The following is a 12,439-nucleotide window of genomic DNA, read 5'->3' on the forward strand; positions in this document are numbered from 1 at the left end:
TCATTGCGAGCGAAGCGAAGCAATCCATCGTGACGCACCAAAAGTGCGGATTGCTTCGCTTTGTTCGCAATGACGGGTGAGAGAGTTCATGGCAGTAATCGAATCGACCATTTCCCCCTCCAGCGCCACTTACAAAGCCAACCGCGACGGCATGCTGGCGCTGATCGCACGCATGCGCGCCCTCGAGGATCGCACACGAGCGGCATCGGCCGCGGCGAGGGACCGCTTCCACAAGCGCGGACAGTTGCTGCCGCGCGAGCGCGTGGCGCTGGTGCTCGATCCCGGTTCGCCATTCCTCGAACTGTCAACGCTAGCGGGCTACATGTTCGACGTGCCCGATGCCGACAAAAGTATTCCCGGTGGTGGGGCGATCGCCGGCATCGGCTTCGTCTCCGGCATCCGCTGCATGGTCAGCGCCAATGATTCCGGCATCGACGCCGGCGCGCTTCAGCCGTTCGGCCTCGACAAGACGCTGCGGGTGCAGGAACTGGCGCTGGAGAACAAGCTGCCTTACGTGCAACTGGTCGAAAGCGCCGGCGCCAACCTGCTGCGCTACCGCGTCGAGGACTTTATCCGCGGCGGCAATATCTTTCGCAATCTGGCGCGGCTGTCGGCGGCCGGATTGCCTGTCGTCACCGTAACGCACGGCTCGTCGACCGCCGGCGGCGCCTATCAAACGGGCCTCTCGGATTACATCGTGATGGTGCGCGGCCGCACCCGCGCCTTCCTCGCCGGGCCGCCGCTGCTGAAGGCGGCGACGGGAGAGATTGCGACCGAAGAGGAACTCGGCGGCGCCGAGATGCACACCTCCATCTCCGGTCTCGGCGATTATCTGGCCGAAGACGATCGCGATGCGCTGCGTATCGCGCGCGACATCATGGCCAATCTGGAATGGGACCGGCCGAAGCCCGCGGAAACGTCGTTCAAGCCGCCGCGCTACGATGCGGAAGAACTGCTCGGCATCATGCCGATGGATCACAAGCGTCCCGTCGATATGCGCCAGGCCATTGCGCGGTTTGTCGATGATTCCGACTTCACCGAGTTCGGCGCGAATTACGGCCCCGCGACCGTGTGCGGCCATGCCCGGATCGAGGGGCAGGCGATCGGGATCATCACCAACAACGGTCCGCTCGATGTGCCCGGCGCCAACAAGGCGACGCACTTTATTCAAGCCTGCTGCCAGTCGCGCACGCCGATCCTGTATATGAACAACACCACGGGCTACATGGTCGGCAAGGCTTATGAAGAAGCCGGCATGATCAAGCACGGCTCCAAGATGATCCAGGCGGTGACATCGGCGACCGTGCCGCAGATCACGATCTATTGCGGCGCATCGTTCGGCGCCGGCAACTATGGCATGTGCGGGCGCGGTTTTCATCCGCGCTTCTGCTTCTCCTGGCCGAACGCCAAAACCGCCGTGATGGGCGGCGAACAGGCGGCCGAAACCATGGCGATCGTGACCGAGGCGGCGGCCGCACGGCGCGGCAAGCCGATCGAGAAGGAAAAGCTCGACGCCATGAAGGCGCAGATCACGGGCGTGTTCGACGGCCAGATGGACGTGTTCTCGACCAGCGCCCGCGTGCTCGATGACGGCGTGATCGATCCGCGGGACACAAGGAGTGTGCTTGCCGAAGTGCTTGCCATCTGCCGCGAGGCCGAGGCCCGCACGCCCCAGCGCATGCAATTCTCGGTCGCGCGGCCATGAGCGGTGCAGCGATGAAGCGAACGCCGTTCTTCAAGGTCCTCGTCGCCAACCGCGGCGAGATCGCGCTGCGGATCATGCGCACCGCGCGCCGCCTGGGTTATGGCGTGGTCGCCGTCTATTCCGATGCCGACCGCGATGCACTGCATGTCCGCGAGGCGGATTCTGCGGTGCGGATCGGGGAAGCGCTGCCGGCGCAGTCGTACTTGCGGATCGAGGCCATCATCGCCGCTGCAAAAGCCAGCGGCGCCAGCGCGGTGCATCCGGGCTATGGCTTCCTCGCCGAGAACGCGGACTTTGCGCAAGCCTGTCGCGATGCCGGATTGGTTTTCATCGGCCCGTCGCCGGAAGCCATTCGGGCGATGGGCAACAAGGCCGGCGCCAAGGACATCATGCAAAAGGCCGGCGTGCCCTGCGTGCCCGGCTATCAGGGCGCGGACCAGAGCGATGCCACGATGCTGGCAGAGGCAAAAAAGATCGGTTTTCCCGTCATGATCAAGGCGGTGGCCGGTGGCGGCGGGCGCGGCATGCGGCTGGTCGCGGACGCCGCAGCATTTCCAGACGCGCTGCGTAGCGCGCGGTCGGAGGCGCAGGGCGCGTTCGGCGACCCAACTGTGATTCTGGAGCGCGCCATCGTTGATCCCCGCCATATCGAAATCCAGGTGTTCGGCGACCGCTACGGTAACGCGGTTCATCTCGGCGAGCGCGATTGCTCGGTGCAACGCCGGCACCAAAAGCTGATCGAGGAAGCGCCGTCGCCGAAGGTGACGCGAAAATTGCGGGCACGCATGGGCGACGTCGCCGTCGCCGCGGTGAAACAACTTCGCTATGAGGGGGCGGGAACGCTGGAATTCCTGCTTGATCCCTCGGGCGAGTTCTATTTCATGGAAATGAACACGCGGCTGCAGGTCGAGCATCCCGTTACAGAGGCGATCACCGGTCTCGATCTCGTCGAACTGCAGTTGCGAGTTGCCAGCGGCGAGCCGCTGGGGCTTGTGCAGGAAGATATCAAGTTCTCCGGCCATGCCATCGAGGTGCGGCTGTGTTCGGAGGACACCAATCACGACTTCATGCCGCAATCTGGCACGATGGCGTTGTGGCAGATGCCGGACGGCGTCCGCGTGGAGCACGCGCTGCAATCCGGCTCCGAAATCCCGCCGTTCTACGATTCCATGATCGCCAAGATTATCAGCCACAGCGCCGACCGCAACGAGGCGCGCGGCCGGCTGATTTGCGCACTGGAGCAGACCGCGGCATTCGGCGTCACCACCAATCAGGGATTTCTGATTTCCTGTCTGCGCCATCCCGGTTTCGCCAAAGGCGAGGCGACCACGTCTTTCATCGGCAAGCATCGCGACGAATTGCTGGCGCCACGCGCGAACGACACGGCGGAAGCTGCGTTGGCCGCCTTGCTGCTCTACGTCACCAATCCCCACGCGCCACCTTGGCGCAGCGGGCGCAGTCTGGCCGCGACGTTCCCGCTGACGATGCGGCTCGATCTAGGGCATGGCGCGCAGGAGGTGGATGTCGTGCGCGGCCGCGATGGCGGGTATGCCGCTGTCATCGATGGCAGCGAGCTTCGCTTCGAGATTGACGAGCTTGGCTCCGAAACGATCCGCTTCGGTACCGACAGCATGATGGAATCGGCAAGATTCTTGCGTGATGGCGACCGGCTGTATGTCCTGCATCGCGGAGTGACGATCGCGGTCCGTGACCTGACTCTAGCCGCCCCGGTTTCAGCCACAGCGAGCGGCGGCGACGGCAAGGTGCGCGCGGCGATGAACGGCCGCGTGGTCGCGCTGCTGGTCAAGGCCGGTGAGCAGGTTGCTGCCGGACAGCCGGTGATGACGCTGGAAGCGATGAAGATGGAGCATGTGCACACGGCGGGTGTCGCGGGAACGGTGTCGGCCATCGACGTGGCCGAAGGCGAGCAAGTGACGACGGGCAGGATCGTCGTGGAGATCGCGGCGGCCTGACTATCTCCGCCGTCATTGCGAGGAGCGAAGCGACGAAGCAATCCAAGCTATCCATTACGCCGCGTCATGGATTACTTCGCTTCGCTCGCAATGACGGCTGAAAACGCGTCGCCCCATGGATTCTAGGAGGCCTGCGCTCTGATGGTAGCCCGCATGAGCGGAGCTATATGCGGGGCCGGTCCCCGGGGTCGCTTCGCTCGCCCGGGCTAAGACGCCACCTTATGAATTCTCGGGCCGCCCCGTGCCGTCGTTCAGCCAGCACGCCACCTGATGCCCTTCGCCGGCCGCCACCAGCGCCGGCCGCTCGACCTTGCAGCGGTCGATGGCATAGCGGCAGCGGGTGTGGAAGGCGCAACCCGAGGGCGGGTTGATCGGGCTCGGGACGTCGCCGTCGACCATCGGCGCCAGTTTCTTTGCCCTGGGATCGGCGATCGGGACCGAGGCCAGCAGCGCCTGCGTGTAGGGATGGCGCGGGTTGGCAAACAATTCGGATTTGTCGGCGATCTCGACGATGCGCCCGAGATACATCACGGCGACGCGGTGGCTGATATGGGCGACGACGGCGAGATCATGGGCGATGAACAGGTACGAGAAATCGTTCTTGCGTTGCAGGTCGATCAACAGGTTGATCACCTGCGCCTGGATCGAGACGTCGAGCGCCGATACCGGCTCGTCGCACACGATCAGGCTCGGCCCGAGTGACAGCGCACGTGCGATGCAAATGCGCTGGCGCTGCCCGCCGGAGAACTGGTGCGGATAGTTCTTCATCTGGTCGGCCCGCAAGCCTACCTGCGCAAACAACTCGGCGACGCGTTCCTGTTGCGCGCGGCCGGTGGCAAGACCATGCACGCTGAGCGGTTCGCCGACGATATCGCCGGCTGTCATGCGCGGATTGAGCGAGGCGAACGGGTCCTGGAACACGATCTGCATCGAGCGGCGATGCGGCCGCATCTCGGCCTTGCTGAGGCCGGTGATGTCGGTGCCGTTGAGCTTGATGGCGCCGGAAGACGGCTCTACCAGCCGCAGCACGGCGCGTGCGACCGTCGATTTGCCGCAGCCGGACTCGCCGACCAGCCCGAGCGTCTCACCCTTGCCGACGGAGAAGCTGACGCCGTCGACGGCATGCACCGTGCCCACTTGCCGGCGCAAAATGCCGCCACGTACGGCGTAATGCTTGACGAGGTCGGTGACTTCGAGCAGGGGGCGTTGATCGGTCATGGCGCGCCCACCAGTTCCGCCGCGCGCCAGCACGCCGCAAAATGATCGCCGTCGACTTCCTGCAGCGGCGGGTATTCTGCGCGGCAGCGATCGATCGCGAGGCTGCAGCGCGGCGCAAAGGCGCAGCCCGGCGGCAGGTTGGTCAGCGACGGCACCATGCCGGGAATTTCGTTCAGCCGCGCATCGGTCTTGGCGCCGAACGAAATCACCGCCGGCATCGAGGCCATCAGCCCGCGCGTATAGGGATGTCTCGGGTTAGCGAACAGGTCTTCCACGGTCGCTTCCTCGACCTTCTTGCCGGCATACATCACGATGACGCGCTGCGCCGTCTGCGCCACCACGCCGAGGTCGTGCGTGATCAGGATCAATCCGGTGCCGAGGGTCTTTTGCAGGTCGACGATCAGCGCCAGGATCTGCGCCTGGATCGTCACGTCGAGCGCAGTGGTTGGCTCGTCCGCGATCAACAGCGCCGGCCGGCATGCCAAGGCCATTGCGATCATCGCGCGCTGCCGCATCCCGCCGGAAAGCTGATGCGGATATTCCAGCGCGCGGCGTTCCGGCTCGGGGATGCGAACCAGACGCAGCATCTCGACCGCCTTCGCCCACGTCTCTTTGGACGTCATTTCCCGGTGCAGGCGGAGCACTTCGGTGATCTGGTCGCCGATCCGCATCACAGGATTGAGCGAGGTCATCGGCTCCTGAAAAATCATCGAGATCCGGTTTCCCCGGATCTTGCGCATTTCGGCCTCGGGGAGGCCGAGCAGGTCGGTCCCTTCCAGCGTCACCGAGCCGCCGACGACCCGGCCTGGCGGGTCCGGCACCAGCCGCATCACCGACAGCGCGGTCACGCTCTTGCCGCAGCCGGATTCGCCGACGATCGCCAGCGTCTCGCCGCGGCGGACGCTGAACGAAACGTCGTCGACCGCCCGGAACAGTCCCGAATTGGTGAAGAACACCGTCTGCAGGTTCTTCACGTCGAGAACCATGTCGTCCTTCTGCGCCCCGGTCATCAGCCGCGCTGCCTCGGGTCGAGGATGTCGCGGAGCGCATCGCCGAACAGATTGGTGCCGAACACCGCAAGGCTGATGGCGACGCCCGGGAAGATCACCAGCCACGGCGCGGTGCGGACATATTCCGCCGCCGATTCCGACAGCATGCGTCCCCAGGATGGATACGGCTCGGGAATGCCGAGCCCGAGAAACGACAACGAGGCTTCGGTGAGAATGGTGGAGCCGAGCTGCGCGGTCGCCAGCACGATCAGCGGCGCTAGCGTGTTGGGCAACACGTGGCGGAGCGCGATGCGGGTCTCGCTCATGCCGATCGATTTGGCGGCTTCTACGAACGGCAGTTCGCGCAGCGCCAGCGTATTGGCACGGATCACACGGGCGACGGTCGGGATCAGCGGGATCGCAATGGCGATGATCACGTTCGGCAGCGACGGCCCGAGCGCCGCCGTCATCACCAGCGCCAGCACCAGCAAGGGCAGCGCCTGCAGAATATCGGTGATGCGCTGGAACACCAGATCGACCCAGCCCGACAGATAGCCCGATGCGAGCCCGACCATGACGCCGATCGACGATCCCAGCACGGTGGCGCCGATGCCGACGGCCAGCGAGATCCGTGCGCCATGGACGATCCGGCTCCAGACGTCGCGGCCGAATGAATCGGTCCCCATCCAGTGCCGGGCGCCGGGCGCGGCCAGCCGCTGAGCGGAATCGACGCTGAGCGGATCGTAGCGGCTGATCAGATCGGCCGAGATCGCCATCCAGACGAACATCACCATGATGACAAGGCCGATCGTGCCGAGCATATAGCGCTGCGCCAGAAACAGCAGACGGCGCCAGCCATGGGTCGAATGGGCGCCGGCCCGTCTTAACTCGCTATCGAAGTTGATCGTGGCCAAGCGGCTAATCCCCATACCGGATGCGCGGGTCGATCGCGGCGTAAAGCATGTCGACGGTGAAGTTTGCGACCACCACGACCACGGCAATCAGCATCACGAGGTTCTGGACGATCGGGTAGTCGCGCCAGCGCAGCGCCTCGACCAGGAAGCGGGCGATGCCGGGAATATTGAACACGGTTTCGGTGACGATCAGCCCGCCGATCAGGAAGGCTGCCTCGATGCCGATCACGGTGATGACCGGGAGAATGGCGTTCTTCAGCGCGTGGCGATAATTCACCGACGCCTCGGACGCGCCCTTGGCCCGCGCGGTGCGGATGTAGTCCTGCCGCAGGATTTCCAGCATCGAGGAGCGCGTAATGCGCATGGTCAGCGCGGCGCTGCGAAAGCCGACCGCCATCGCAGGCACCGCATAGATCGCAAACGCCTCGGTCCAGGTCTTCGGGTTCGGATTGTAGATCGGCACGCTGCCGAACAGCGAAACCGACGCCATCAGGATCAGCAGGCCGAGCCAGAACGAGGGCAGCGACAGGCCGCTCAGGCTGACGATGCGCAAGGCATAGTCGAGCCGCGAGCCCTGATGGACCGCGCTGATGACGCCGAGCGGAATGCCGATCGAGGCGGAGAACAACAAAGCGAGGGCCGCCAGCCGCGCGGTGATCGGAATGCGCGGCAATATCTCCTGCAGCGCCGGCTTTTCCGAGACGTAGGAATAGCCGAGGTCGCCATGCAGCAGGCCGCCGATCCAGTTCAGATATTGCTGCCAGATCGGCAGGTTGAGGCCGAGTTCCTTTTCGAGATTGGCCTTGTCGGTCGGATCGACGAAGCCGGCGGCGTCGAACAGGATGTCGACGATGTTGCCGGGAACGACGCGCAGCAGCACGAAGATGATGATCGAGATCCCGATCAGGGTCACGAGCATCAAGGCGAGGCGTCGCACGATATAAGCAAACACCTAGGCTGTTCTCCCTGGACGACCGGCTTGAGTTCGATTCTGATTAAATCAGAACCGAACACCAGTTTTTTGTTTTGACGCGTTTTCTTCACGCGAATTGGTCACAGTTCGCTCGAAAACGCTATGCTTGCGACTGGACTTTACTTGTCCATCCAGACGTCTTCGTAACGATAGCCGTTATAGGAGCTGTTCACCATGATGGTGATGCCCTTGACGTAGGGTTGCCAGCACGAACCCATGCGGCCGTGGAAGATGATCGGGCGCGCCACGTCCTCCTGCAGCTTCTTGTCGATTTCCCAAACCAGCTTCTTGCGCTTGTCCTTGTCGGTTTCGGCGGATTGCTGGTCGAACAGCTTCTCGATCTCCTTGTTGCAGTAATTGGTGTAGTTCCGCTCCGATCCGCAGGAATAGTTCTCGTAGAACGACTGGTCGGGATCGTCCACGGCGTTGCCGGTGAGGTTCAGGCCGAGCGCATAGTCCTTGCGGGCGACCTTCGGAAACCACTGCGCGGTGTCGACGACGTCAAGCTCGGCGTCGATATAGATGCTCTTGATCTGATCGATCAGGATGACGGCGGGGTCGCGGTAGACCGGGATGTTGCGCGTCGAGACCTTGACGGCAAGACGCTTGTCCGGGCCGTAACCTGCCTTCTGCATCAGTTTGCGCGCCTCTTCCCGGTTGGCGTTGATGTCGGGGCCGTAGCCGGGGATCGATTCCAGCATTTCCTTCGGCATCGACCACAGCCCGCCCGGCGCCGGCAGCATGGTGCCGCCGATATCGGCCTGTCCCTCGAACATGATCTGCACGAACGCCTTGCGATCCAGCGCCAGCGCCAGGGCACGGCGAATGTCGGCATTGTCGAACGGCGGGGAGGACGAGTTGACGATGATGTTGGTCGCGACGTTGATCGGCTCGACCACGCAAACCGCGTTCGGCGCCTGCGTTTTGACCTCCTTGAGCAGCGGAATCGAGACTTCGGTCGGGAACGTCATGTCGAATTTCCCGGAGACGAATCCGAGAATCGCGGTCGAGCGGTTGGTGATGATGGTGAATTCGATGCCGTCGAGATGCGGCAGGCCCTTCTTGAAGTAGTCGGGATTCTTCGTGAGCTTGATCGACTCGTTGGCCTTGAACTCGACGAATTTGAACGGGCCGGTGCCGATCGGATGGGTGCGCATCTCGCCCGGCGAGACATGGCAGGGATAGACCGGCGTGTAGCCCGAAGCGAGCAGCGACAGCAATGCCGGCTGCGGCCGTTTCAGGTCGAATGACGCCTCGAAATCGCCGTTGACGGTTACGTCGCTGACCTGGTCGTACCAGGACTTTCGCGGGTTCTGGCGGAACTTCTGCTGCGATTTGCCCATCAGCATGTCGAAAGTGCATTTGACGTCGGCAGACGTGAACGGCTTGCCGTCATGCCATTTGACGCCTTGGCGAAGCTTGAAGGTCAGCTTCTTGTTGTCGCTGCTCCAGGCCCAGCTCTCCGCGAGGTCGGGGACAATCGAATCCACGCTGTTCTGCGCCACGTCCTGCTTGAACACGACGAGGTTGTTGAAGACCGGCATGAACGGAATGTTGATCGAATAGGTCGCGCCTTCGTGGATCGAGGCGCTGCCCGGGCTGTCGCGGTGATAGACCCGGAGGATGCCGCCCTGCTTGGGTTCGCCCGCCGATGCAACGTCAAAGGCCGGCAGCAATAACAATACCGCGACGGCAAGCGCTTGCACGCTCCGCATGATCCCCTCCACATTTTTCGGTCTCAATCGGCCGATTGGTATCGAGGATACCACGGCGCAGCGGCGGGGCAACCGGCTAAGCCAATGCGAGGCTTGGCAATTCGGACTACTCGAAAGCCGCGCGGCGGAACTTGCGATGATTTGCCACAGCCGCTTCATTGCGGCGCGGCCGTTGCATCGCAACCCGCCACATGGCTTGAACCTGACGATGACCCATCTCGCTACACGATCCGCGAGGTCTTGTTGCCCCAATAGCGATCGCGCAACAGCCGCTTGTAGAGCTTGCCGGTCGGGAGTCGCGGTAGCTCGGCCTCGAAATCGATCGAGCGCGGCACTTTCTGGCGCGACAGCGACTGGCTGCAGAAGGCGATCAGCTCCTCGGCCAGTTCCTGCCCCGGCGAAACGCCCGGCATCGGCTGCACCACCGCCTTCACTTCCTCGCCTAGATCCGGATTGGGCACGCCGAACACCGCCGCGTCCGCAATCTTGGGATGGGTGATCAAGAGGTTCTCGCATTCCTGCGGATAGATGTTGACGCCGCCGGAGATGATCATGAAGGTCGCGCGATCGGTCAGATAGAGATATCCGTCATCGTCGACATAGCCGACGTCGCCGACCGTGCTCATGCTGCCGTCGACTGAGCGGGCCTCCTGGGTCTTGGCAGGATCGTTGAAATATTCGAACGGGCTCGCGGTCTTGAACCACACCGTGCCCGCCGTGCCCTTTGGGCAGGGCTTCATGTTCTCGTCCATGATGTGGAGGTCGCCGAGCAGCACGCGGCCCACGGTGCCGCGATGCGCCAGCCACTGCTCCGAATTGCAGGCGGTGAAGCCGAGGCCTTCGGTGGCGCCATAATATTCGTGGATGATCGGTCCCCACCACTTGATGATGTCGTCTTTGACCAGCGCCGGGCAGGGCGCGGCGGCATGGATCGCGATCTCGAGTGAGGAGAGGTCGTAGCGCTTGCGCACCTCCTCCGGCAGTTTCAGCATCCGCGAGAACATCGTCGGCACCAGCTGGGTATGCGTGATGCCCCATTTCTGGACGAGCTGCAGATATTGCTCGGGATCGAAATGCTCCATGATCACGACGGTGCCGCCGATGCCGATGGTGAGATTGACGGCCGCCTGCGGCGCCGAGTGGTAGAGCGGCGCCGGCGACAGGTAGATCATGCCTTCGCGGTACTGCCAGAGCTTTTCCAGGAAATCGAACAGCGGCAGCCGCTGGGTCGGCGGTTGATCCGGCAGCGGGCGCAGGATTCCCTTAGGGCGGCCGGTGGTTCCGGACGAATAGAGCATCGCGGTGCCGATGAACTCATCGGCAATCGGCGTGCGCGGCATGTCAGCGGTTGCGGCCTGCAGCCCGACGATGCGGTCGCCTTCGCCTTCGCCGTCGGCAATGATGCACAGTTCGATCTTGGGGCATTCCTTCAGCGCCTCGCGCGCGATATCGAGTTTTGCCTTTGAGGTGATGAGAATGCGAGACTGGCTGTTGGTGAGGATGTAGGCGAGTTCGCCGGCCGTCAGGTAGGAATTCACGCAGGTGTAGTACAATCCGCTCCGTTCGCCCGCGGCGCAGGCTTCGAAGTAGCGGCTGTTGTTCTCCATGAAGATCGAATAGTGATCGAGCCGCTTGAGGCCACGTTTCCGAAACAGGTGCGCCAGCCGGTTGCTGCGCGCCTCCAACTCGCGATAGGTGACGGTTTCGCCCGTGCTCGCCATGATGAAGGCAGGCTGAAGTGGACGAAGATGAGCATGCTTGCCGGTGTACATGTTGGCTTTGGTCTCCCTACGCGGCCATATCCAGAATTTCGCGCACCTGCGCGGGCCCCTCGATCTTGCGCGGGTTGCGCGGCACCCAGGGCGTTGCCATCGCCGCCAGCGCGATACGGTCAAAGTGCTCGGGTCCAACTTTGACCTCGCGCAGGCTGCGTGGCATGCCGAGACCTCGAATGAATTCGTCGAGCACATCGCCGGCATCCTCGCCAGGACGTCCCATCGCGGCTGCGACCTGTGCCTGCCGCTCGGCATTCGCCGATTTGTTCCAGCGCATCACCGACGGCAGCATCACGCAGGAGGTGTAGCCGTGCGGCACGCCGAATTCGGCGCCGAGCACGTAGCCGATGCCGTGGCTGGCGCCCATCGGCACACCGGAAGCAAGCGGCCCGGTCGAAAGCCAGGTCCCGATCTGGCAATCCATCCGCGCGTCGAGGTCTTGGGCATTGGCCTTCACCCGCGGCAGCGCCTGCGCCAGCATCGACAGGCCTTTCAGCGCCTGGGCGTCGCCGTAAGGCTGCGCGTCGCGCGAGCAGATGCCCTCGACGCAATGATCGACGGCGCGGATGCCGGTCGAGAGCCACAGCCATTCCGGTGTGTGCAGGCCGAGCCAGGGATCGAGGATCACCGCGCGCGGCATCAGCAGCGGATGGCGCAGCGCTTCCTTGACCTTGGTCTTTTCATTGGTGACGCCGGCCGTGGCGGAGAACTCGCCGCCGGCAATCGTCGTCGGCACGCTGATCTGGCGCACCGTCGGCGCCTTGAGCTGCGCCGGAGTGCCGCGGCCGACCCTGATGCGATCGATATCGTCGGGGTTGCGGATATCGTTGGCGAGGCAAAGCTGGACGGCTTTGGCGCCGTCGGTGATCGAGCCGCCGCCGATGGTGACGATGAGGTCAGCCCCGGCGGCGCGGGCTTGGTCTGCCGCCGCAATGACCGCCGTTCGCGGCGTATGCGGCGGCATCGCATCGAAGGTGCCGACGCAGCGCGGCCCCAGCCTGCCGCGAATATTCTCGATCTCATCGGTTTTTTGGTTCAGCGTGCCGCTGACCATCAGGAAGGCGCGTTGCACGCCCAGCCGGTTCAACTGTTCGACAATCGCCTCGGATGCCGGCCGCCCGAACACGACCTCATCCATCGCGCCGAATACGACACGACCTTTATGCACTTCTGTCCT

Annotated in this window: 9 protein-coding genes; 2 read left to right on the plus strand and 7 right to left on the minus strand. The window is 63.6% G+C overall.

The window, feature by feature from the left end; all coding sequences use genetic code 11:
- The first annotated feature begins 88 nt into the window (after positions 1-88).
- Both ACPPVP_RS03270 and ACPPVP_RS03275 read left to right on the plus strand, forming a co-directional pair.
- Positions 89-1,705: an acyl-CoA carboxylase subunit beta gene (locus ACPPVP_RS03270; RefSeq protein ID WP_426531251.1), complete on the plus strand. Its 1,617-nt coding sequence runs from the start codon at positions 89-91 to the stop codon at positions 1,703-1,705.
- Positions 1,702-3,678, plus strand: a complete 1,977-nt coding sequence (locus tag ACPPVP_RS03275; RefSeq protein WP_426531253.1) for an acetyl/propionyl/methylcrotonyl-CoA carboxylase subunit alpha — start codon at positions 1,702-1,704, stop codon at positions 3,676-3,678. Before ACPPVP_RS03270 ends, ACPPVP_RS03275 begins: the two co-directional genes overlap by 4 nt.
- Before the next feature lie 219 nt (positions 3,679-3,897).
- Here ACPPVP_RS03275 and ACPPVP_RS03280 read toward each other — a convergent pair whose 3' ends face one another.
- From ACPPVP_RS03280 to ACPPVP_RS03310, 7 genes are all read right to left on the minus strand, one after another.
- A complete protein-coding gene (locus ACPPVP_RS03280; protein WP_426531255.1) occupies positions 3,898-4,896 on the minus strand; it encodes an ABC transporter ATP-binding protein in 999 nt (332 codons plus the stop codon).
- On the minus strand, positions 4,893-5,906 hold the full coding sequence (locus tag ACPPVP_RS03285; RefSeq protein ID WP_426531257.1) for an ABC transporter ATP-binding protein: 1,014 nt from the start codon (positions 5,904-5,906) through the stop codon (positions 4,893-4,895). The genes ACPPVP_RS03280 and ACPPVP_RS03285 overlap by 4 nt, the downstream gene beginning before the upstream one ends.
- On the minus strand, positions 5,906-6,799 hold the full coding sequence (locus ACPPVP_RS03290) for an ABC transporter permease (RefSeq protein ID WP_426531259.1): 894 nt from the start codon (positions 6,797-6,799) through the stop codon (positions 5,906-5,908). Before ACPPVP_RS03290 ends, ACPPVP_RS03285 begins: the two co-directional genes overlap by 1 nt.
- A 4-nt stretch (positions 6,800-6,803) precedes the next feature.
- Complete coding sequence (locus tag ACPPVP_RS03295) at positions 6,804-7,751, minus strand: ABC transporter permease (RefSeq protein WP_426531261.1); 948 nt, start codon at positions 7,749-7,751, stop codon at positions 6,804-6,806.
- Positions 7,752-7,891: 140 nt separating this feature from the next.
- On the minus strand, positions 7,892-9,487 hold the full coding sequence (locus tag ACPPVP_RS03300; RefSeq protein ID WP_426531263.1) for an ABC transporter substrate-binding protein: 1,596 nt from the start codon (positions 9,485-9,487) through the stop codon (positions 7,892-7,894).
- Positions 9,488-9,708: 221 nt separating this feature from the next.
- Positions 9,709-11,259: an AMP-binding protein gene (locus ACPPVP_RS03305; RefSeq protein ID WP_426531265.1), complete on the minus strand. Its 1,551-nt coding sequence runs from the start codon at positions 11,257-11,259 to the stop codon at positions 9,709-9,711.
- Between the two features lie 16 nt (positions 11,260-11,275).
- Positions 11,276-12,430, minus strand: a complete 1,155-nt coding sequence (locus ACPPVP_RS03310; protein ID WP_426531267.1) for an iron-containing alcohol dehydrogenase — start codon at positions 12,428-12,430, stop codon at positions 11,276-11,278.
- Positions 12,431-12,439 lie beyond the last annotated feature (9 nt).

This window comes from Bradyrhizobium sp. McL0615 (genome assembly GCF_049993905.1).
In the GTDB taxonomy this organism is placed as follows: Bacteria; Pseudomonadota; Alphaproteobacteria; order Rhizobiales; family Xanthobacteraceae; genus Bradyrhizobium.